The organism is Lysinibacillus parviboronicapiens, from assembly GCF_003049575.1.
GTDB classification, from domain to species: domain Bacteria; phylum Bacillota; class Bacilli; order Bacillales_A; family Planococcaceae; genus Lysinibacillus; species Lysinibacillus parviboronicapiens.
Genome location: NZ_PYWI01000001.1, coordinates 224,492 through 245,875 on the forward strand (window position 1 = coordinate 224,492; position 21,384 = coordinate 245,875).

Here is a 21,384-nt window from a genome sequence, read left to right on the forward strand (position 1 = left end):
TCATCCTTTCTATATATTATTTACCAATCTCTAATGCTTTTGTTAGCATAGATTTATTCGCATTGAAAACTGTTATGTTTGCCTCGTAAGAACGAGTGGCTGACATTAAATCCACCATTTCTTTTAACGGATCCACATTCGGCATATTGACATAACCATCTGCATTGGCATCTGGATGTGTTGGATCATACACCAATTTGAAAGGTGTTTCTCTATCTTCTTTAATCTGTGAAACCTTTACGCCATTCCCAACACCGCTCTTCGCATTTTTACCAAGTGCAACATTAAAGAATTTTGAGAACTGATTTTCTTGAGCAGTAAGAGTGACAGACTTGCGTCGATAAGGCTCCCATTCACCATTTACCTGTCTAGCACGAGTCGTATCAGTATTTGCCATATTAGAAGAAATGACATCCATTCGTAATCGTTGTGCCGTTAAAGCAGAGGCAGTGGTGTTCATCCCATGAAAGATAGACATTAATTACTTACCTCCTTTAATAACAGTATTTAATGTATTTAACTTACCGTTTACACGATCAATTAAAGCATTGTAGTAGATTTGATTTTCTGCTAATTTCGCTTGTTCAGCATCCATATCTACACCATTACCGTTATTTCGATAGCGTAAGCCATCCATGTTATTTACACCTGGCGTGGATTGTCTAATCGAGAAATCATAATGTCTATTATCCGTACGATAGGCCGAAATAGATATTTCCTTCTCTGTTTCCAACATATCCTTAAAACTTACATTTTTCGCCTTATAATTTGGCGTATCGACATTCGCTATGTTATTCGCGATTGTTTTATGATTCAAAGTTGCATAGGAAAGTCCATTTTCCAGGCTACTAATAGTTCCTCCAAATAAATTCAAAACCATTCACCTCTTCTATTACTTCTTTATTTATCCAATAATACAATTGTAATTAAGATGCTACGTAGTGTCTATTGTCTTTTGTCACTTTTTAATAGTATATACGCCCTATTTTTTAACTTCAGGACCCAGGACAAAACTATCTCGACCCTTTATAGGACTAGTTTTCACGCATTTTCTTTCTTTTTCTAGTTATTTAACACTATTTCGACAGTGTTTACTGTATTAGTAATAAGGATTTCCCTTTTTTTACCTTTGCCAATTTCGACACATTTTCCTAATAAAACATCACTAATGAAATAACAACCAATTCTACCACTTATCAAGTCCAAATACACGTAAAAAAAAAGCTCTCCCAAAAAAATTTGAGAGAGCCTATCGTTTACTCATTTTATTTCATTTTAATTTCAGCTAACGCGTTTAAAAATTTATCGTTCAATACTTTAATGTACGTACCCTTCATACCAAGAGAACGAGATTCAATTACACCTGCAGATTCTAGTTTACGTAATGCGTTTACAATAACTGAACGTGTAATTCCCACTCGGTCCGCAATTTTTGAAGCTACTAATAAACCTTCATTACCATCAAGTTCCTCAAAAATATGCTCAATTGCTTCTAATTCACTGTATGATAGTGAGTTAATGGCCATTTGCACAACAGCTTTGCTACGAGCTTCTTCTTCGATTTCCTCAGATTTTTCACGTAAAATTTCCATTCCTACTACTGTTGCACCATACTCAGCAAGAATTAAATCATCGTCCTCGAATTGAGCAGATAAACGAGCAAGAATTAAAGTACCTAAACGTTCACCACCACCAACAATTGGCACAATTGTTGTTAATGCATTTTGGAACAATTCTTTGTTTTCGACTGGGAATGCCGTATGTTCATTATTAATATCTAAATTCGATGACGTCTCAGAAATTGTAAATAAGCTATGTGTGTATTCTTCAGGGAATTGACGCTCTTCGAACATCTTTTTCATACGTTCATTTTCGATTTGTTGGTGGATTGATATGCCTAAAAGTTTCCCTTTTCGACTAACAATATATACATTGCTATCAATAATATCACCTAATGTATCTGCCATTTCCTTAAAGTTTACTGGCTTACCAGCAGATGCCTGGAGCATTGAGTTAATTTTACGCGTTTTTTCTAATAAATTCATTATATGTTCCTCCTATAAATAATCCGAAGAGTATTTACTTAATATTCTAAAGGTTTTTACAACTGAATGATACTATTCAGCCTTATCTTACAATATAAACTGTGACAAATCTTTGTTTTTTACAATGCCCGCCAATTTTTGATCCACATAAGCTGCTGTAATCGCAATATTCGCTGGTGCAATCTCAGATGCTTCAAATGATAATTCTTCTAGCAATCGTTCTAAAATAGTGTGTAATCGACGCGCTCCGATATTATCTGTTTCTTGATTAACCTCGGTTGCGATTTCTGCTATACGATTAATGGCATCATCCGCAAAGCTAATTTCTACGCCTTCCGTTTCTAATAATGCTTTATATTGCAAGATAAGTGATTGATCTGGTTCTTGCAAAATTCGCACAAAGTCTTGCTTCGTTAACTTTTCAAGCTCAACACGAATAGGGAATCGCCCTTGTAATTCTGGAATTAAATCCGAAGGCTTAGACATATGGAAAGCGCCAGCTGCGATGAACAGCATATAGTCAGTTTTGACAGCACCATATTTCGTCGTCACTGTAGAACCTTCTACGATTGGCAGAATATCACGCTGTACACCTTCACGTGAAACACTCGCAGAAGAGTTATTTTCTTTACTTGCAATTTTATCAATTTCATCGATAAAAATAATGCCCGATTGTTCTGCTCTAGACACAGCTTCTTGCGCTACTTCGTCTGCGTCTATCAGCTTATTTGCTTCTTCAATTGTTAAAACACGTCGAGCATCCTTAACTTGTAAACGGCGCTTCTTCTGTTTTTTAGGCATTAAGCTGGATAGCATATCTTGCATACCGCTATTTGCAGACATATCCATTCCTGTCCCCTGTAATGCGTCAAAAATAGAAGGATTTTGCTCTGTTACTTCAACAGTCACCCACTCATTTTCTAATTTACCGTTACGTAAATCAATAGCGATTTGCGCACGTTTTGAACGCACTTCAGTTTCTTCCGAAGATGTATCTTCTTGTGACTGTTGCTCCTTGCCACCAAATAACATTTCAAACGGGTTTTGCATAGCTTGCTTTTTACGTAAGGAAGGAACAAGTAGTTTAACAATTGCCTCATTTGCTAGTTCTTCAGCTTGTTCTTGTACGGACTCCATCATTTCTTCCTTTACAAGACGATGGGAAGCCTCCACAACATCACGTACCATCGATTCCACGTCACGTCCAACGTAGCCCACTTCAGTAAATTTAGTTGCTTCTACTTTAATAAACGGAGCATTTGTTAACTTGGCAATTCTTCTGGCAATTTCTGTTTTACCAACACCTGTAGGTCCAATCATCAAAATATTTTTCGGAATGACTTCAGCCTTCATGTCATCAGATAACAGAGAACGACGATAACGATTACGCAGTGCGATGGCTACTGCTCGTTTCGCTTCATTTTGTCCAACGATATAACGATCCAAATGCTCAGAAATCTGTCTTGGCGTTAAATTGTGTTGTGTCATTAGTTAAGCGCCTCCACGATAATATTATGGTTTGTAAATACACATATTTCAGCTGCTGTTTCTAATGCTGCCTCTGCAATCTCTCGGGCAGACATTGTTTCACCTGCATATTTTTTAAGGGCACGACCTGCTGATAATGCATAGTTGCCACCTGAACCAATCGCCAAAATACCATCATCTGGTTCAATGACTTCTCCTGTACCCGAAACAAGCAATAACGTAGTTTTATCCATTACAAGTAACATCGCCTCTAATTGACGCAACATTTTATCACCACGCCATTGCTTTGCAACTTCTACCGCTGCACGTTGTAAATTACCATTGTATTCATTTAATTTGGCTTCAAACATTTCAAAAAGTGTAAAAGCATCGGCTACCGAGCCTGCAAAACCTGCAAGCACCTGCCCATTAAACAGACGTCTGACCTTCCTTGCAGTACCTTTCATCACAACTGCATTGCCAAGCGTCACTTGACCGTCGCCAGCCATAGCGCACCCTCCATTATGATGAACTGCAAATATCGTTGTCGCATGAATTTGTCCCATTTGCCTTCCTCCTTAGCCTCTATTATGCCCGCGGATGAGCATTCATATATGTTTGACGAAGATGCTCATTTGTTACATGCGTGTAAACTTGTGTAGAAGATAAATGTGAGTGCCCTAGCAACTCTTGTACCGTACGTAAATCTGCGCCATTATTCAGTAAATGTGTAGCAAATGTATGGCGAAGCATATGTGGGTATATTTTTGTATGAAGTGAGGCCTTGTCAATCATTTCATTTAAAATATGACGTACCCCTCGTGGTGTAAGTTCCCCACCGCGCATGTTGACAAACACTTGCTGATGAACTGTTTTTTTCATCAAGCGCGGACGAGCCAACTCTATGTAGTCTCTCAAAGCTACACTTGCAAATTGGCCAAATGGAATAATGCGTTCTTTTCGTCCTTTACCCATTACCCGAACGATTGAATAATGAAAATCTATATCTTCTATCATAATGGATGTAAGCTCGCTCACACGAATGCCTGTTGCATATAACAACTCTAAAATAGCCATATTTCGCAACGATTTCAAATCTTCTCCTACATTTGCATCAAAAAGCTGCATCAATTCTTCTTCGTAGAAAAAGCTTGGCAAACGCGATTCTTTTTTCGGATGATAAAGTGAACGAAATGCACCATCATCCAGTCCGTGCTGTCTATTTAGGAAGCGAAAAAAGGAGCGAATGGAAGAAATTTTTCTTGATACAGATGATCTTGCTTTTTTTTCATCGTACAACTTCGTAACATAAAGACGTGCATGTATATACTCAACACTCGCTAAATCATGAACGTCCTCTGCCTGTAAAAACGTTAAAAAATCTAGGAGGTCTGATTCATATTCTCGCACCGTATGAACAGAGAAGTTTTTTTCTACTTGGATATAAAGCATGAACTGTTCAAGTGCTTCTTGGGACGAAACTATCATAAAAAGATTCACCACCAACGAATTATTCGTAACCTTCTCATTACTAATATCAACAAATTCACAAGCGAAAAACATTGTCATCGCCCATTGTTGCTAATCGAATTAGTAATCTTCAAAAAACATACATATTGACACTATACCTATCTTCGCAATATAGCAAGTGAAAAAGGTTACATTTTGAGAAAATCTCAATATAAACAAATAAAATGCGTGTAAATAAGCATTTGTTTACTAAAAAGAAAAAGCCTCTAAAAGTATATCAACTTTCAGAGGCTTTTAGCAATTAAATTGTTTGCGAATTCACAAAATTTCGAATTGTCTCTAAAGCGCGTGTTGCATGCATTTCAGCACGCTCAGGCTTTGAGCGACGACCTGGTGGCAATTCCGGGAATATGCCAAAGTTGACGTTCATTGGTTGGAAATTTTTAGACTGAGCTTCTGTTATATAACGCGCCATGCTTCCCATCGCAGTTTCAAATGGGAAAATCAGCGGTTCTTGTCCTAAAGCTAAACGTGCTGCATTAATGCCAGCAATTAGTCCACTCCCAGCAGACTCTACGTATCCTTCAACACCGGTCATTTGACCAGCAAAGAAAATGTTTTTATGCTCGCGTAACTGATACGTTTTCTCCAATACTTTCGGCGAGTTAATGAACGTATTTCGGTGCATCACACCATAACGAACAATTTCTACATTTTCTAAACCTGGAATTAGTTGTAGTACTTCTTTTTGTGGCCCCCATTTTAAATGCGTTTGGAAGCCTACGATATTATACAGTGTGCCCGCCGCGTCATCTTGACGTAATTGTACGACAGCATATGGACGTTTACCTGTTTTCGGATCTTCAAGTCCTACTGGCTTCATCGGGCCAAAAAGCATTGTTTTTTCGCCACGTGCTGCCATAACTTCGATAGGCATGCATCCTTCAAAGTAAATTTCTTTTTCAAATTCTTTTAATGGCACCACTTCTGCATCGATTAATGCTTGACGGAAACGGTCAAATTCCTCTTTTGTCATAGGACAGTTTAAATAAGCCGCTTCGCCCTTATCATAACGAGATTTCAAATAGACCTTATCCATATCAATGCTATCTTTTTCGATAATTGGTGCCGCAGCATCATAGAAATACAGATAATCAAGCCCTGTTAAACCTTGGATTTGTTCTGCTAAAGCCTTAGATGTTAATGGACCTGTTGCAATAACAGTAATACCTTCAGGAATAGTAGTCACTTCTTCGTGAATAACTTCTACAAGCGGATGATTTTTTACCGCATCCGTGACATAGCCAGCAAATTCATGACGGTCTACCGCAAGTGCCCCACCTGCTGGTACCGAGCATGCATCAGCCGCTTTTAGAATTACCGAATCTAACAAACGCATTTCTTCTTTAATAACACCAACAGCATTTGTCAATGTGTTTGCACGTAATGAGTTTGAGCATACAAGCTCTGCAAATTTATCAGTATGGTGAGCTGGTGTTTGCTTTACTGGACGCATTTCATAAAGTCTAACTTTTACACCGCGTTTAGCAATTTGCCAAGCTGCCTCACTACCCGCAAGACCCGCGCCTATTACATTTACTACTTGTTCAGTCATTGTTCTTACCATCTTTCTATCATTGAGTAGGTGTTTCTTCGTAGTCACATTTTGTACATTGAATTTGCACACCTTTTTTCAGTTTTTTCTCTACTAATAATGCACTGCATTTTGGACATGGTCTACTAATCGGCTTGTCCCATGATACAAACTCGCACTCAGGGTACTGATTGCAACCATAGAATAATCGTTTTGTTTTACTTTTACGTTCTACAATCTCACCCGTTTCACAAGATGGACATTTTACACCGATTGGCTTCATGATTGCTTTTGTATTACGACAATCCGGGAAATTTGAGCACGCCATAAATTTGCCATATCGACCTAATTTATAGACCATTGGTGAGCCGCATTTTTCACAATCCTCACCAGCAGGTTCATCTTTAATCACAACTTTTTCCATTTCGGCATCTGCATGCTTCACATGCACCTCGAAGTCTTTATAAAACTCATCGATTACTTCTACCCATTGACGGCTACCTTCTTCAACATCATCAAGATCTTGTTCCATTTTCGCAGTGAATTCAATATTTATGATATCTGGGAAAAATTCTAGGACAAGTTGGTGTACGATTTCACCCAGCTCTGTTGGCATGAATCGTTTTGCATCTAACACGACATAGCCACGGCGCTGTAATGTATCGAGGGTCGGTGCATATGTGGACGGGCGCCCTATACCTATCTCTTCCATTGTTTTCACAAGACGCGCCTCTGAATAACGTGGTGGTGGCTGTGTAAAATGTTGCTTTGGCTCGATTTCAAGAGATTTCACTTGATTACCGATTTCCATTTCAGGTAGAAGCTTTGTAGTTTCTTCCGTTTGGTCATCAGTACCTTCTATATAAAGTTTCATAAAGCCGGCAAATTTCACTTGTGAGCCGTTCGCACGGAATAATACATCACCATTTTGCAAGTCAACTGCAACTGTATCTAGTACAGCTGGTGCCATTTGACTGGCGATAAAGCGCTCCCAAATTAAACGATATAAACGTAATTGGTCACGGCTAAGTACTGTTTTTAATTCATCTGGTGTTCGCATTGTGCTTGTTGGACGAATTGCTTCATGGGCGTCCTGTGCATTTGACGCTTTTTTTGTCTGTTTGATCTCTGTCGCAATAAATTCTTTACCATACTTTGATTCGATATATGAAATGGCTTCTGTTTTTGCAGTTTCGGAAATACGTGTTGAATCCGTACGCATATACGTAATCAAGCCGACCGTTCCTTCTTTTTTACCGATATCAATACCTTCATACAATTGTTGTGCAAGCATCATCGTTTTCTTCGCACGGAAGTTTAGCTTTCGAGCTGCCTCTTGTTGTAAAGAAGATGTCGTAAAAGCAGGTGCTGCATTTCTTTTACGTTCTTTTTTCGTTACATTGACAACTTCAAACGCTGTACCCTTGACGTTTTTTAAAATGGATTTCACTTGCGCTTCATTTGTTAATTTAATTTTGTCTTTGCCATTCCCATAGTATAGGGCGTCAAAAGTTTTCTTGCCCTTTTCAAAGGAGCCTTCAATTGTCCAGTACTCTTCTGGTTGAAAGTTTTTAATTTCATTTTCACGATCAATGATCATGCGTAGTGCTACAGATTGTACACGCCCTGCAGATAAACCTTTTTTTACTTTTTTCCAAAGAATCGGACTAATGTTATAACCAACAAGTCGGTCTAACATTCGTCGTGCTTGCTGTGCATCCACTAAATCCATATTAATAGAACGAGGATTTTTAAACGAGTCTAGAATTGCGTCTTTTGTAATTTCATTGAAAACGACACGGCAATCCGAATGGATATCTATATTTAGCGCAGTCGCAAGGTGCCAGGCAATTGCTTCTCCCTCGCGGTCTGGATCGGCTGCTAGATATACTTTCTTTACTTTTTTAGCCGCAGACTTTAGTTCCTGTAAAACAGGTCCTTTACCGCGAATTGTAATATATTTTGGTTCGTAGTTATTTTCAGTATCAATGCCCATTTGGCTACGTGGTAGGTCACGAACATGCCCGACCGACGCTTTTACTTTGTATTTTTTTCCTAAATAACGCTCAATTGTTTTTGCTTTTGCTGGTGATTCTACAATCACTAAATAATCCGCCATCTATGTCTCCCCCTTAGCGAGGTCTAATGCTAATTTTTTTATGTTACCTGTTGCAAAATGTATAACAGATTTTAAGATAATGCAACTTTTTTTCAATTTTTGCTAGAAAAGAGCGCTAGTGCTTCAACGATTTGATAGCCGTTACACACAGGAATAGCTCCTTCTAAAATTAACTTATTTGTCCCTTTTGACTGCTCAGCATCAATCGGTCCTGGTACAACAAATACATCTTTTCCTTGCTCTAATGCGCATTCAGTTGTAATAAGAGTGCCACTTTTCAGTGCCGCCTCTGTCACTACTAATGCTTGTGAAAGCCCACTAATTATGCGATTACGCATGGGAAAGTGCCATTTTTCCGGTTTTATATAAGGTGGATATTCTGTGACAAGTAACTGATTCTCAGCCATTCTTTCAGCAAGGGTCTGATTTTCTTTTGGGTATACATGATGAAAACCATGTCCAAGCACAGCAATAGTTTTGCCACCCATGGTAATTGTTGCCTCGTGAGCCATTGTATCTGCGCCGCGTGCAAGCCCACTCACGACCGTGTATTCGTGTTCAACAAGTGGCGGGACAATTAAGTCCAATGCTGTCTTTGTATAAGCTGTAGCCTTTCGAGAGCCTATAATAGCTACTTGTTTATCACTTGTTAACAGAGAATATTGACCTTTCACATACAATACAGTAGGTGGACTTGGTATTTCAAATAATTGCGCCGGGTAATAAGGGTGATGAAAGGGTATGGGGAAAATATTAGCCTGTGCATAGGCTTCTTCAAACGACAAGCTAATTACGCGCTGAAAGCTTTGAGAAATTTGCTTCGCTTTTGACAATGGAATTTGTAATGCTTTCGCTATGTCATTAGGGTGCGCTTTTTCAAAATAGCTTAATACATCCACCGGGGACAATAACTGTTGAAGTTTTTGGAGTGGTAATGGATATATATAATGCAAAGCTAGCAATCTCTGTAGGTCTACTGAATAAATCATTTAAAAACCTCCTTTTTAATAGAAGAAATTAAATGACCGCATTTTTCATTTCACCACAAAAATAGAAAAGCGTATTTGCCTTCGCCGCATAAAGGTTTGTAAAAATCGCTAACGATCCTTGACCTCACCGATATCACAGAAGCCTCAAACGATGGAAATACCGAAGCAAAAGTATAAGCTCCACCACTATAATTTGGCAATCGAAGCGAACTTAAACAAACTGGGCAAATACTTAGACAGAGAAAAAGATGTAGCCACTATGTGCTACATCTTCCATTTTAATGGGTTTTACACTTTTCGTATAGCCCTTTTTCTTTTATTACTTTAATAAGTGTTTCACCAATCACTGATGGTGTTTCTGCTACTTCAATGCCTGCTGCATTCATAGCTTTAATTTTTTCAGCTGCTGTTCCTTTACCACCTGAAATAATGGCACCCGCATGGCCCATTCGTTTTCCTGGAGGAGCTGTTTGTCCACCGATAAAGCCAACGACAGGTTTCGTCATATTAGCTTGAATCCATTCGGCTGCTTCCTCCTCAGCTGTACCACCAATTTCCCCAATCATGACAACCGCGTATGTCTCAGGGTCATTGTTGAATGCTTCTAGGGCATCAATAAAGTTTGTCCCATTAACAGGATCTCCGCCAATCCCAACAGCTGTTGTTTGACCAATACCTGCTTGTGTTAATTGGTGAACCGCCTCGTATGTTAATGTTCCAGAACGAGAAACAACCCCTACATGGCCTTTAGTATGAATATATCCTGGCATAATTCCGATCTTACATTCATCAGCTGTAATAACACCTGGGCAGTTTGGACCTACTAAGCGTGTTTTTTTGCCTTCCATATAGCGTTTAACTTTTACCATATCAAGGACAGGAATATGCTCTGTAATACAAATTGTTAGTTCTAGCTCAGCATCCACAGCTTCTAAAATCGCATCTGCTGCAAATGGCGCAGGTACATAAATAACCGATGCTGTTGCACCAGTTGCTGCTACAGCTTCTGTTACTGTATTAAATACAGGTACACCTTCGATTTCAAGACCACCTTTACCAGGTGTTACGCCTGCTACGATTTTTGTACCGTAGTCAAGCATCTGCTTTGTATGGAATAGCGCTGTTTCGCCTGTAATTCCTTGTACAATTACCTTTGTATCTTTATTAATAAATACAGCCATTGTTCTCCCTGCCTTCCTTAGGCTACTAGTTCCACAATTTTTTGTGCGCCGTCAGCCATTGAATCCGCTGCTACGATGTTTAAACCAGATGCGTTTAAGATCTCTTTCCCAAGTTCTACATTCGTACCTTCTAAACGAACTACTAACGGTACAGCTAAACCAATTTCTTTCGCTGCTGTTACGACACCTTCAGCGATAATGTTACATTTCATAATTCCACCAAATATATTGACAAAAATGCCTTTTACATGTGAATCAGAAAGGATAATTTTGAATGCTTCTGTTACTTTTTCAGCTGTAGCACCGCCCCCTACATCAAGGAAGTTAGCGGGACTTCCGCCGTAATAGCTTATTGTATCCATTGTCGCCATAGCAAGACCTGCACCATTTACCATACAGCCAATATTGCCATCTAGTGAAATATAGCTAAGGTCATATTTAGAAGCCTCGATTTCTTTTGCATCTTCTTCATCAAAATCGCGTAACTCGACAATATCTTTATGGCGATACAATGCATTTGCATCAAAGTTAAATTTAGCATCTAACGCTACGACTTCTCCTTGTCCAGTGACAACAAGTGGATTAATTTCTACAATAGATGCATCCTTGTCGATAAATGCTTGGTATAAGCCTAACATTAATTTAACAGCTTTCCCTACTAGGTTTGCTGGAATATTCATATTAAACGCCATGCGACGTGCTTGGAAGCTAGTTAAGCCGATTACTGGATCAACAACTTCTTTGAAGATTTTTTCTGGGTGTGTTTCCGCTACTTCTTCAATATCCATGCCGCCCTCTTCAGAACCCATCACCGTTACACGAGATGTAGCGCGGTCTAATACTAAACTTAAGTAATACTCTTTTTGAATATCTGAACCCTCTTCAATGTATAAGCGTTTTACTTCTTTTCCTTCAGGACCTGTTTGATGTGTTACTAAAATTTTCCCTAATAATTCTTTTGCGTAAGTTCGCACCTCATCAAGGTTTTTAGCGATTTTAACTCCACCTGCTTTACCGCGTCCACCCGCATGAATTTGCGCCTTGACAACCGTGACATTTGCGCCAAGTTCTTTCGCTACCTTCACTGCTTCATCAGGGGAAAAAGCAACTTTTCCGTTTGGTACAGCTACACCATATTTTCTAAGAATCTCTTTCCCTTGATATTCATGGATATTCATAATACATCCTCCCATCAAACATTTGCAAAATTGTTTTACTAACATATCTATTCTAACTAAAGATTCTGATAAAGTCTACACTTTGTCTTTTGTTCGAATTTTATTGTTTATTATGACATTTTCTTCTACTTCGTGTACTAAAACAGAGAATTCTAAAAATCAGAATACTTTATCTTTTCTATTATTTTGTCCATTTTGTTGATCTAAACGATAAATAAATGCAAAAACTTCGGCCACCGCTTGATATAATTCTTCAGGAATCGACTCATTTAAATCTAACTGTCCAAGCAATTGTACGAGGTTTGGATCTTCATAAATCGGGACATCATGCTCATTTGCACGGGCTAAAATATTTTCGGCGACCTTCCCTTTTCCTTTTGCGATTACCATTGGACTATCAAATTTTCCTTGCTTATACGTAAGGGCAATTGCTTCTTTTCGAGTAACTTTTTCCTCACTCATATACGGTAATCCACCCCACTATGTCCCTCTTGCTGTTCTACTACAGTGCTTATTTTTTCAGGTTTAGCCTTTTCAAATTGCTTAATAAAAACACCAGATAGTTGATATTCTTTTTCTGCCAAGCCGATTTTTAACGCTGCTTTTAATGGTTCTGCTAGTGGAATGATATCAAAATTCTCATTAAATACCGTCACTGTCACAACACGATTTTGAACTTGCATATCAATAACTGTCTCTTTCATTGATTCCATTTGTAAATAAAATAAGATTCGTGCAAAATTGGCATCAATTTTACCATCATCCTTCATGCGCCCATTCCATTGTAAGGTTGCATCCATTTTTTTGCCGAAAAATTCGAGTGGTACTTGCATAATAAGCTGATGCTGATGACCACTTTCACCTGATGCAAGCTGCATACCATTCATACGTGTCATTAACATTTCTGCTGCTTCCTTCAGCTGTGGTGTAATCTGCGCTTCCTGCAACAATGTATGGAGCTGTGGCTTTAATTGATGAGCAATCGTCTGTAAATCAGCAGACTTATTAGCAAGTGTGGCCTCATAGCTAATCCCTAGACTTTTTAAAACCGTTTTAAGCGCATGTTCCATTGCCTTACTATCCATCGAGCTTTGTACATGTGCATCTGCCTGTGTAAGCATTTGTTGAATCATTGGTTGAGGCGATTCAATCCCAACCTTCACGAGATTACGCATCAACGCTTCATTTTGTACAGGTCTGGCTAATTCATGCCTGAATAGCGACAATAATTGGTCTTTTGTTGACAAACCATTTGAATCTTGCGTAAATAAGCGTTCTGGTGTATTTTGGGCAAATGCCTTGATAAGCTGCTCCTGCATCTGCTTCGCAAAAACTTCAAGTGCTTGCTTACTTGGTGGCAATTGACTAAATCTATCTATTATTTGGTTTAGTTGTTGTTTTTGCTCATTCGTCAATAAGTTTTGACCTGCTGTCCATGATTTTAGTTGTTCAATGAGCTGTGTGGTATTTTCCGGCTTTGCTGTTAAAATCGCTTGAATTATCTGTCCTGCCTGATGTCCTGCATTAGATTGTAGAGGTTTTGTATTATTTGCTATAAGCGTTGACCAATTTTGTAATGTTGCTTGCTGTGGAAGCACACTAGCATCCTTCAATATATTCAATGCTTGTAAACGCTCACTTATTGAGCTGGCATCATTAGTTAATAGTTGAATCGATTTTGCAAGCATTAAACTACCCGTTTCCACATCAAAAGGCTTTGCTATCGTTTGTACTTGTTGCATTAAATTTTGCTTTAAACTTGCTGCTATGACTGTATCCTTCGCTAACAATTGGGCAAAGGCATCCATGGTAGCAGACATTCCAGCAGTTTTTTGTCCGCTGACAAGTGCTTGGAATACGTCATTTGTCATGGGCATTTTAAGTTCTACCATTTTTTGCAGGGCTAGCAATGCATCTGCTTTAGAGATACCTTCGGGCAATGCTTTTAACCACATTTCTGCTTGTAGGAGTTGTTCCTTAGAAATTGGTATTTGTGCTTTCATAAAATGTGCTAACACTTGCTGCATTTCCGTTGTTTTAGGTAGATTCATCGACTCTAGCAGTTGATTCAACTGTTGTGTTGGTGAGGTTGTTTGTGCCATAGGACCTGTGACAACCTTTAGCTCAGTTTGAGGATTTGCACCTGTCACTTGAAAAAAATGAGCGTCACCAGCTTTGAGAGGTACCTCAAGTTTGGCAATTAGTTTTTGATTGCCAACCTGTATTTCAGCCATTTGATCAGGAAATAGTTGTTTAACGGTCCCGTGAAATACCTGTCCTTGCTTTAATGCAAGTGGCTGGGTTGCAGACGTCAAAGCAGTCTGTTGCATTTGTATTGAATTAAATGATGTAGCTGTCATATAGATACTCCTTTCTTACATTGATTTTATAGGTTCAAAAGACTTGCGATGATGTATCGTTGGTCCGTATGTTTCAAGTGCCTCTAAATGTTGCTTCGTGCCATAACCCGCATGCTGTGCAAAACCATACATAGGAAATTCTTTATCCAATTGTTCCATATACTCATCTCGTGCAGTTTTCGCTAAAATAGAGGCCGCTGCAATCGCCAGACTTTTTGCGTCTCCTTTAATAATGGCCTCTTGTGGTATCGTTATTGGTAATGTCATCGCATCAACAAGTACATAACTAGGCTTTATCGGCAATGATTCCACACTCGTCTTCATAGATTGTTTTGTTGCTTCATAAATATTTAGTGCATCAATCTCATCAGCTGGCTGAAAATGAACGAAATAACTTATAGCATGCTTTTTCACAAGCGTTGCAAAGGTATTGCGCTTCTCCTTCGATAACTGTTTTGAATCGTTTAGACCAACAAGTGCTTCGCAGTCATTTGGCAAAATAACTGCTGCTGTTACAACCGGCCCCGCAAGCGGCCCACGCCCTGCTTCATCCACACCTGCAATCAAAGTCCCTACCTCGCCATAACTCTGATCGAAGTCCACTTTTGCTTGATGTTCCAGTAGTAGCTGATGTTTTTTGTCCTGACGCTTTTGCCAACTGAGCCAAGCTTTTTGCACACCTGCTCGCTCATCGGTTGCTATCTCTTCCATCCATTCGCGCCAGTCCTCGGCCATTTTCAATGCTGTCGTAATTTCTTTAATGGTTTTCATACGTTACTCCCTTTTATCACTCTATATCATTTATCGGCAACAAGTGCCATTCCTAAAAGAAAAACTGCCATGCTCACAATTTATTGTGTGAGTATGACAGTTTTATGCCAGTATTATTGCTGCTGTGCTTCCTTTTCAAGCTGTTCGTCCACAAAGTCAAATGTTAGTTTCCCTAATTGTAGTCCACGAATATCACGCACGACAAGTTGTGCTACTTGATCATAATCGATTTCCCCACCCGTGCTAAATACACGGCGAAGTTTACCAATATGATCGAAAGTTTCGACTAAATCTTCATGAATAAAACGGAAACCATATCGCTCTTCCATACGTGTTGGATAATGAACTGCTAGGAAGCGTAGACCGTAGACTGCCAAATCCTCCATATTTGTAATGGTATCTTTGATAGCACCTGTTAACGCCAGCTTATAGCCTACTTCTTGATCTTCAAATTTTGGCCATAAAATTCCGGGCGTATCGAGTAATTCCAGCTCCTTACCGACTTTTATCCATTGCTGAGATTTTGTGACACCAGGTGTATTACCCGTCTTCGCAAGGTTTTTTTTCGCTAATCGATTAATAAGTGTTGATTTCCCAACGTTTGGAATTCCAACAATCATTGCACGAATGGCTCTTGGTTTCATACCACGCGCCTTCATGCGGTCAAACTTTTCTTTTAAAATTTCTTGAGCCGCTTTTGTGACAAGCTGTAAACCTTTACCTTCAAGAGAGTTAATGGCAACTGCTTTGTGTCCCCGTTGCGCAAAGTACTCTACCCATTTTCGCGTTTCTTGTTCGTCCGCCATATCTGACTTATTTAATATAAGCAGACGTGATTTTTGATGAATTACTTCATCAATCATTGGGTTACGTGAGGAAAGTGGTAAACGCGCATCGATTAATTCAAATATTATATCTACTAGCTTTAATTTTTCTGTTACTTCGCGGCGGGCCTTTGCCATATGCCCTGGAAACCATTGTATGGTCATTGCAATACCTCCTAAATAAGAAAAATGTATCCCTGCCCATTTGCACGCAATTAGCATGGAAAAGCCCATAGCAAGAGCATGACCGCTTTTTCCCCCGAGGAGTCAAAGGCTTCTCGAACGTGCGGGCGCGAATACAAGTAGGTAACAAATTAATACCTCTTTATACGTTAAGAAAAAGGGAGTGTTAGCCTCTCCCTTTAATACTTACTTTACAATTTTAATCTCACTAAACGGCCAGAAAATAAGGCTCGTATTACCTATAATTTCTTTTTGTTCAACGATGCCAATATGACGGCTATCCTTACTATAGCGGCGATTATCCCCCATAACAAAAACATAGCCTTCTGGAATTACATCAAGCGAAACATCGATATCCTTTAACGTAAAATCTTCTGTTAACGTACCCTCTGTTATTTCTGCTTTATAGGCATCTAAATAAGGCTCGTCTATCGCTTCACCATTAATATATAATTGATCATCTCTATATTCCAATGTGTCGCCTGGTAACCCAATTACACGCTTTATGTAATTTTTTTGTTCTGGTGCATGAAATACAACGATATCAAAGCGTTTAGGTTCACCAATTTTATATCCAATTTTGTTAACAATCATACGGTCGCCATCTTCAAGGGTTGGCATCATGGACTCACCATCTACTGCAATTGGTGTAAATAAAAAATAACGAATAACTGCTGCAATCGCAAATGCAATTAGAAGCGCCTTTGTCCATTCCCATAATTCATTCTTTTCTTTCACTTGTTTTTCCATTGAGAATTGCCCCCTTGTCTACCCTCATTTTAGATGATAGCTATTTAAGTTGACAAGCAAAAAGAAAAGGGGCTTGCTACACAAGCCCCTCACTTTTAAGTCATAATTATCGAATTTCTTTAATACGAGCAGCTTTACCACGTAGGTTACGTAGGTAGTAAAGTTTAGCACGACGTACTTTACCACGACGTACAACTTCTAAGTTAGCGATTTTTGGTGTGTGTACAGGGAATGTACGTTCAACACCTACACCGTAAGAAATTTTACGAACTGTGAAAGTTTCGCTAATACCGCCACCACGACGTTTGATAACTACACCTTCGTATACTTGGATACGTTCACGAGTACCCTCTACTACTTTCACGTGTACCTTAACAGTATCGCCAGGACGGAAAGTTGGTAGGTCAGTACGAAGCTGAGCTTTAGTAATTTCTGTAATAATGTTTGACATTGTTTTCTCTCCTTAGACAGATGCTCTTGCACGCAATCTATGCCACAGCGGAACACCGTAATTCAGCACTTCACATAGAAGTACAAAATAGATGTTATCACAAATACTTCATGCAAGCAAGCATCATTATTGTTCATTTTTTAGTTTTTCGAGATATAGCTTCTGCTTGTCCGTTAATGGATAATGTTCGAGTAAATCTGGGCGACGCTCGAAAGTTCTTTTTAAGGACTGTTCTTCACGCCATTGATCAATTTTTGCATGATTGCCTGACAGTAAAATATCAGGTACCTTCATGCCACGAAACTCTGCTGGGCGTGTATAGTGCGGATGTTCAAGTAGACCCGTTGAGAAAGAATCTTGTATATGTGAATCTTCTTGTCCTAAAACCCCGGGTAAAAGACGTACAACGCTATCAATAACCGTCATGGCGCCTAATTCTCCACCCGTTAACACAAAATCGCCAATTGAAATTTCATCCGTGACAAGATATTGACGTATACGTTCATCATAGCCTTCATAATGTCCACATAAAAAAACTAATTCTTCTTCTTGAGCTAGCTCTTCTGCTTTTTTTTGTGTAAAGCGTTCTCCCTGCGGACACATCAAAATAATACGTGGCTTTTTCCCCGCTGTAATGGCCTCTACAGCGCTGAACATTGGCTCTGGCTTTAACACCATCCCCGCGCCACCACCATAAGGATAATCGTCCACCTGATTATGCTTATTGCCCGAAAACATACGGATATCTGTTACTTCCAACTGAACAGCACCTTTTTCCTGTGCCTTTTTTAAAATCGATGCCCCAAACACACCCGTAAACATATCTGGAAATAGGCTTAACACTTGTATATTCATCATAGCAAGCCTTCCATCACGTGGATAACAATCTTCTTTTCTTTCACATCAATTTCTTTTACGATGTCTTCGATATATGGAATGTAATGCTCTTTTTTAGCAGCTTTTACAACCCATACATCATTCGCGCCAGTTTGGAGAATATCTTTTATTTCTCCAATTGTCTCACCATCTTCAGATACAACTGCACAGCCAATTATTTCGTGGAAGTAATATTCATTTTCTGTTAATAAATCATCTGCCATTTGATCTTTTGTAATTTTCAACATACCTTCTTTAAATGGCTCCACCAAGTTAATGTTGTTCATGCCTTCAAATGTTAGCAAGATAAAATTTTTATGGCGGCGTACTGATTGAATTGTTACCCACGTTGGCTTTTTATCGTCTTTTTTGAACGCAGCAAGTTTATTACCTACTGCAAAGCGTTCCTCTTCAAAATCTGTTGTCGATAATATACGTACCTCACCGCGAATACCGTGCGTATTGACGATACGGCCTACATTAAACCATTCCATGCAATTCACCTCTATACAATCTTTTTGCTATCCGTACTATATAAAAAAGGAAGGAACCAGCAAGCTCCCTCCTCCTTTGTTCAGATTTTCATACTCCACGCTCAAAGTCACTTTGATTCCTTTCAACACATGAATGCATGTTCGTCAGGTTTCTCTAAGCTTGAGGTCGACACGAAGTCGGACATTGGAATAATATCGCATGGTTGCGAAGCTGTTATCCCCCGCGTGTATACGAGTGTGAAAATCTTTTCTATTCAATCCAATATATCGACGTAAGTCTTCTTTTGATGGTGACTACCTGCCGCTGAATAAACAATTGTACGAATCGCTTTGGCAACCCGCCCCTGTTTGCCTATGACTTTCCCTCGATCCTCTGGATGAACAAAAAGTTTATAAACAATTCGATTTGCATTTTCGTCCGTCTCAATACGGACTTCTTCTGGATAATCGACTAACGGTAAAACGATTGCTTCAATCAGCTGCTTCAAAGACGTCTCCCCCGATTATTTACTGAATTTTTGGTTATGGAATTTCTCCATGATACCTTGTTCTGAGAACAGGTTACGTACTGTATCTGATGGTTTTGCACCGTCAGTTAACCATTTAAGAGCTTTCTCTTCATCGATGTTTACAGTAGCTGGTTGAGTTAGTGGGTTGTAAGTACCAACTGTTTCGATTTGACGACCGTCACGTGGTGAACGAGCATCTGCAACTACGATACGATAGAAAGGAGATTTTTTAGCTCCCATACGTTTTAAGCGAATTTTAACTGCCATTTTAATAGCACCTCCGAATAAGTTTCACACAAGATAGTATATTATCAATGTTTGCGATGTTTGTAAAGTGTTTTTTCTTAACACCTAAAAAATATTATTTAAATAATGAGTCAAAGCCTGGTAATTTCATTTTTTTCTTACCTTTACCTGTTGCCATACCCGTCATTTGTTTCATCATTTTTTTCATTTCATCGAACTGTTTCAACAGTCGATTGACTTCCTGAATCGACGTACCAGACCCTTGAGCAATTCGTTTTTTTCGACTACCGTTAATGATTTCTGGGTTCGTTTTTTCAGCAGGCGTCATCGAGTAAATAATTGCCTCAACATGCCCCATTTGCTTATCGTCAACTTTGACATTATCTAAGCCTTTGATTTTGTTCGCGCCTGGTAACATTTTTAAAATTTCATCAAGCGGTCCCATTTTCTTCACTTGTTGCAATTGCTCGACAAAATCGTCTAATGTGAAGCTTTGTGTTTTGAACTTTTCCTCTAATTCTTTCGCTTTTGCTTCATCAACGTTTGCTTGCGCTTTTTCAATAAGCGATAAAACGTCACCCATACCTAAAATACGAGATGCCATACGCTCTGGATGGAACGGCTCAAGCGCGTCCATCTTCTCACCCATACCGACGAATTTAATCGGTTTCTGTGTCACAGAACGAATCGATAATGCCGCACCACCACGAGTATCACCATCAAGCTTTGTTAAGACAACGCCTGTAATGCCCACAGCCTCATTAAAGCTTTCCGCAACATTTACTGCATCTTGACCAGTCATAGCATCTACAACAAGGAACACTTCGTCAGGTTCTTTTAATGCACGAATATCCTTTAGTTCTTGCATTAAATCTTCGTCGATATGCAAACGACCAGCTGTATCAATAATAACAACATCATGATGCTCTTCTTTTGCCAGTTCTAATGCTTGACGCGCGATTTCTACAGGAGATACATCAGTGCCTAGCGCAAAAACAGGGAGCGATAACTGCTTGCCTAATGTTTGTAATTGTTGCACCGCAGCAGGACGATAAACGTCAGCCGCAACTAATAATGGTTTACGATTGTATTTTTTACGTAAAACATTCGCTAATTTCCCAGAAGTCGTCGTTTTACCTGCACCCTGTAAGCCGACCATCATAATAACAGTTGGTGGTTTGGTATTAAATTTAATTGGGCTTTGTTCGCCACCCATTAGTTGTGTTAATTCGTCTTGAACAATTTTGATTACCTGTTGACCTGGAGTTAAGCTTTGCATTACATCCACGCCGACAGCACGTTCACTTACTTTTTTAACAAATTCTTTTACTACTTTTAAGTTAACATCCGCCTCGATTAAAGCAAATCGGACTTCACGCATCATTTCTTTAACGTCTTGCTCCGATACTTTTCCTTTACCTTTAATCTTTTGGATCGTCCCTTGGAGTCGTTCCGCTAATCCTTCAAAAGCCACTGCTTTCGCCTCCTAATCCCATTCTTTCAATTGTTCAATAAGCGTTAACTGTTCCTCAGCTGTCATACTTTTTTCCGTAATTCCTGCTGTTAACTGCGCTAGCATTTGCGTGCGTTGCTGAAATTTTTCAAGTAAACATAGTTTTTCTTCATATTCTTCAAGCATCGCTTCTGTTCGACGAATATTATCATAAACAGCTTGGCGTGAAACTCCATATGATTCAGCGATTTCCCCAAGCGAGTGATCGTCTAAATAATAAAGTTCCATATAACTTCTTTGCTTATCTGTTAATAATGCTTGATAAAAGTCGAAGAGAAAGTTCATGCGTGTTGTTTTTTCAAGTAGCATAATATTTCTCCCCCCGTTATTAGTCATTTGTATCATAACGAAAAGCGCCCATCTG

23 protein-coding genes are annotated in these 21,384 nt (G+C 39.1%); all 23 read right to left on the minus strand.

Features of this window, described 5'->3' with window-relative positions; translation table 11 throughout:
• Window positions 1–16: 16 nt before the first annotated feature.
• Window positions 17–478, minus strand: coding sequence for a flagellar basal body rod protein FlgC (gene flgC, locus C9J35_RS01110; protein WP_054767132.1), 462 nt, complete (start codon window positions 476–478; stop codon window positions 17–19).
• 3 nt (window positions 479–481) lie between these two features.
• Window positions 482–874 carry a flagellar basal body rod protein FlgB gene (flgB, locus tag C9J35_RS01115; protein WP_054767131.1) on the minus strand — a complete coding sequence of 131 codons (393 nt, stop codon included), beginning with the start codon at window positions 872–874 and terminating at the stop codon, window positions 482–484.
• A 391-nt stretch (window positions 875–1,265) separates the two neighbouring features.
• Window positions 1,266–2,045: a GTP-sensing pleiotropic transcriptional regulator CodY gene (codY, locus tag C9J35_RS01120; protein ID WP_107923084.1), complete on the minus strand. Its 780-nt coding sequence runs from the start codon at window positions 2,043–2,045 to the stop codon at window positions 1,266–1,268.
• 87 nt (window positions 2,046–2,132) lie between these two features.
• Window positions 2,133–3,533, minus strand: a complete 1,401-nt coding sequence (gene hslU, locus C9J35_RS01125) for an ATP-dependent protease ATPase subunit HslU (RefSeq protein ID WP_107923085.1) — start codon at window positions 3,531–3,533, stop codon at window positions 2,133–2,135.
• Window positions 3,533–4,078, minus strand: coding sequence for an ATP-dependent protease subunit HslV (hslV, locus tag C9J35_RS01130; protein ID WP_010858434.1), 546 nt, complete (start codon window positions 4,076–4,078; stop codon window positions 3,533–3,535). Before hslV ends, hslU begins: the two co-directional genes overlap by 1 nt.
• 22 nt (window positions 4,079–4,100) lie before the next feature.
• A complete protein-coding gene (gene xerC / locus C9J35_RS01135) occupies window positions 4,101–5,000 on the minus strand; it encodes a tyrosine recombinase XerC (RefSeq protein WP_107923295.1) in 900 nt (299 codons plus the stop codon).
• A gap of 283 nt (window positions 5,001–5,283) precedes the next feature.
• Complete coding sequence (gene trmFO, locus C9J35_RS01140; RefSeq protein WP_107923086.1) at window positions 5,284–6,597, minus strand: FADH(2)-oxidizing methylenetetrahydrofolate--tRNA-(uracil(54)-C(5))-methyltransferase TrmFO; 1,314 nt, start codon at window positions 6,595–6,597, stop codon at window positions 5,284–5,286.
• 19 nt (window positions 6,598–6,616) lie between these two features.
• Complete coding sequence (gene topA / locus C9J35_RS01145) at window positions 6,617–8,695, minus strand: type I DNA topoisomerase (RefSeq protein ID WP_107923087.1); 2,079 nt, start codon at window positions 8,693–8,695, stop codon at window positions 6,617–6,619.
• A 92-nt stretch (window positions 8,696–8,787) separates the two neighbouring features.
• Complete coding sequence (dprA, locus tag C9J35_RS01150; protein ID WP_054767129.1) at window positions 8,788–9,684, minus strand: DNA-processing protein DprA; 897 nt, start codon at window positions 9,682–9,684, stop codon at window positions 8,788–8,790.
• A 278-nt stretch (window positions 9,685–9,962) separates the two neighbouring features.
• Window positions 9,963–10,865: a succinate--CoA ligase subunit alpha gene (gene sucD, locus C9J35_RS01155; RefSeq protein ID WP_107923088.1), complete on the minus strand. Its 903-nt coding sequence runs from the start codon at window positions 10,863–10,865 to the stop codon at window positions 9,963–9,965.
• A 17-nt stretch (window positions 10,866–10,882) separates the two neighbouring features.
• Complete coding sequence (gene sucC / locus C9J35_RS01160; protein ID WP_107923089.1) at window positions 10,883–12,043, minus strand: ADP-forming succinate--CoA ligase subunit beta; 1,161 nt, start codon at window positions 12,041–12,043, stop codon at window positions 10,883–10,885.
• Between the two features lie 159 nt (window positions 12,044–12,202).
• Entirely contained in the window at window positions 12,203–12,505 is a 303-nt protein-coding gene (locus C9J35_RS01165) for an EscU/YscU/HrcU family type III secretion system export apparatus switch protein (protein WP_054767128.1), read from the minus strand.
• Window positions 12,502–14,403, minus strand: coding sequence for a TP0910 N-terminal domain-containing protein (locus C9J35_RS01170; RefSeq protein ID WP_107923090.1), 1,902 nt, complete (start codon window positions 14,401–14,403; stop codon window positions 12,502–12,504). Before C9J35_RS01170 ends, C9J35_RS01165 begins: the two co-directional genes overlap by 4 nt.
• 15 nt (window positions 14,404–14,418) lie before the next feature.
• Window positions 14,419–15,174: a ribonuclease HII gene (rnhB, locus tag C9J35_RS01175; protein WP_107923091.1), complete on the minus strand. Its 756-nt coding sequence runs from the start codon at window positions 15,172–15,174 to the stop codon at window positions 14,419–14,421.
• Between the two features lie 113 nt (window positions 15,175–15,287).
• A complete protein-coding gene (ylqF, locus tag C9J35_RS01180; protein WP_107923092.1) occupies window positions 15,288–16,163 on the minus strand; it encodes a ribosome biogenesis GTPase YlqF in 876 nt (291 codons plus the stop codon).
• A 204-nt stretch (window positions 16,164–16,367) separates the two neighbouring features.
• Complete coding sequence (gene lepB, locus C9J35_RS01185; RefSeq protein ID WP_107923093.1) at window positions 16,368–16,931, minus strand: signal peptidase I; 564 nt, start codon at window positions 16,929–16,931, stop codon at window positions 16,368–16,370.
• 106 nt (window positions 16,932–17,037) lie between these two features.
• Complete coding sequence (gene rplS, locus C9J35_RS01190) at window positions 17,038–17,382, minus strand: 50S ribosomal protein L19 (protein WP_010858422.1); 345 nt, start codon at window positions 17,380–17,382, stop codon at window positions 17,038–17,040.
• A gap of 126 nt (window positions 17,383–17,508) precedes the next feature.
• Window positions 17,509–18,237: a tRNA (guanosine(37)-N1)-methyltransferase TrmD gene (gene trmD, locus C9J35_RS01195; RefSeq protein WP_107923296.1), complete on the minus strand. Its 729-nt coding sequence runs from the start codon at window positions 18,235–18,237 to the stop codon at window positions 17,509–17,511.
• Window positions 18,237–18,752, minus strand: coding sequence for a ribosome maturation factor RimM (gene rimM, locus C9J35_RS01200; RefSeq protein ID WP_107923094.1), 516 nt, complete (start codon window positions 18,750–18,752; stop codon window positions 18,237–18,239). The genes trmD and rimM overlap by 1 nt, the downstream gene beginning before the upstream one ends.
• A 254-nt stretch (window positions 18,753–19,006) precedes the next feature.
• Window positions 19,007–19,240, minus strand: a complete 234-nt coding sequence (locus C9J35_RS01205; protein WP_004269410.1) for a KH domain-containing protein — start codon at window positions 19,238–19,240, stop codon at window positions 19,007–19,009.
• A gap of 15 nt (window positions 19,241–19,255) precedes the next feature.
• The gene (gene rpsP / locus C9J35_RS01210; RefSeq protein WP_010858419.1) at window positions 19,256–19,528 is read right to left on the minus strand and encodes a 30S ribosomal protein S16; all 273 of its coding nucleotides are present in this window, start codon (window positions 19,526–19,528) and stop codon (window positions 19,256–19,258) included.
• A gap of 94 nt (window positions 19,529–19,622) precedes the next feature.
• Window positions 19,623–20,981, minus strand: coding sequence for a signal recognition particle protein (gene ffh, locus C9J35_RS01215; protein WP_107923095.1), 1,359 nt, complete (start codon window positions 20,979–20,981; stop codon window positions 19,623–19,625).
• 12 nt (window positions 20,982–20,993) lie between these two features.
• Entirely contained in the window at window positions 20,994–21,329 is a 336-nt protein-coding gene (locus tag C9J35_RS01220; protein ID WP_107923096.1) for a putative DNA-binding protein, read from the minus strand.
• Window positions 21,330–21,384: the final 55 nt, after the last annotated feature.

What these genes read in the sequence shown, in the direction of transcription:
- flgC (WP_054767132.1), bottom strand. Translation starts at nt 478, where the DNA reads ATGTCTATCTTTCATGGGATGAACACCACTGCCTCTGCTTTAACGGCA.
- codY (WP_107923084.1), bottom strand. Translation starts at nt 2,045, where the DNA reads ATGAATTTATTAGAAAAAACGCGTAAAATTAACTCAATGCTCCAGGCA.
- hslU (WP_107923085.1), bottom strand. Translation starts at nt 3,533, where the DNA reads ATGACACAACACAATTTAACGCCAAGACAGATTTCTGAGCATTTGGAT.
- hslV (WP_010858434.1), bottom strand. Translation starts at nt 4,078, where the DNA reads ATGGGACAAATTCATGCGACAACGATATTTGCAGTTCATCATAATGGA.
- xerC (WP_107923295.1), bottom strand. Translation starts at nt 5,000, where the DNA reads ATGATAGTTTCGTCCCAAGAAGCACTTGAACAGTTCATGCTTTATATC.
- trmFO (WP_107923086.1), bottom strand. Translation starts at nt 6,597, where the DNA reads ATGACTGAACAAGTAGTAAATGTAATAGGCGCGGGTCTTGCGGGTAGT.
- topA (WP_107923087.1), bottom strand. Translation starts at nt 8,695, where the DNA reads ATGGCGGATTATTTAGTGATTGTAGAATCACCAGCAAAAGCAAAAACA.
- dprA (WP_054767129.1), bottom strand. Translation starts at nt 9,684, where the DNA reads ATGATTTATTCAGTAGACCTACAGAGATTGCTAGCTTTGCATTATATA.
- sucD (WP_107923088.1), bottom strand. Translation starts at nt 10,865, where the DNA reads ATGGCTGTATTTATTAATAAAGATACAAAGGTAATTGTACAAGGAATT.
- sucC (WP_107923089.1), bottom strand. Translation starts at nt 12,043, where the DNA reads ATGAATATCCATGAATATCAAGGGAAAGAGATTCTTAGAAAATATGGT.
- C9J35_RS01165 (WP_054767128.1), bottom strand. Translation starts at nt 12,505, where the DNA reads ATGAGTGAGGAAAAAGTTACTCGAAAAGAAGCAATTGCCCTTACGTAT.
- C9J35_RS01170 (WP_107923090.1), bottom strand. Translation starts at nt 14,403, where the DNA reads ATGACAGCTACATCATTTAATTCAATACAAATGCAACAGACTGCTTTG.
- rnhB (WP_107923091.1), bottom strand. Translation starts at nt 15,174, where the DNA reads ATGAAAACCATTAAAGAAATTACGACAGCATTGAAAATGGCCGAGGAC.
- ylqF (WP_107923092.1), bottom strand. Translation starts at nt 16,163, where the DNA reads ATGACCATACAATGGTTTCCAGGGCATATGGCAAAGGCCCGCCGCGAA.
- lepB (WP_107923093.1), bottom strand. Translation starts at nt 16,931, where the DNA reads ATGGAAAAACAAGTGAAAGAAAAGAATGAATTATGGGAATGGACAAAG.
- rplS (WP_010858422.1), bottom strand. Translation starts at nt 17,382, where the DNA reads ATGTCAAACATTATTACAGAAATTACTAAAGCTCAGCTTCGTACTGAC.
- trmD (WP_107923296.1), bottom strand. Translation starts at nt 18,237, where the DNA reads ATGAATATACAAGTGTTAAGCCTATTTCCAGATATGTTTACGGGTGTG.
- rimM (WP_107923094.1), bottom strand. Translation starts at nt 18,752, where the DNA reads ATGGAATGGTTTAATGTAGGCCGTATCGTCAATACGCACGGTATTCGC.
- rpsP (WP_010858419.1), bottom strand. Translation starts at nt 19,528, where the DNA reads ATGGCAGTTAAAATTCGCTTAAAACGTATGGGAGCTAAAAAATCTCCT.
- C9J35_RS01220 (WP_107923096.1), bottom strand. Translation starts at nt 21,329, where the DNA reads ATGCTACTTGAAAAAACAACACGCATGAACTTTCTCTTCGACTTTTAT.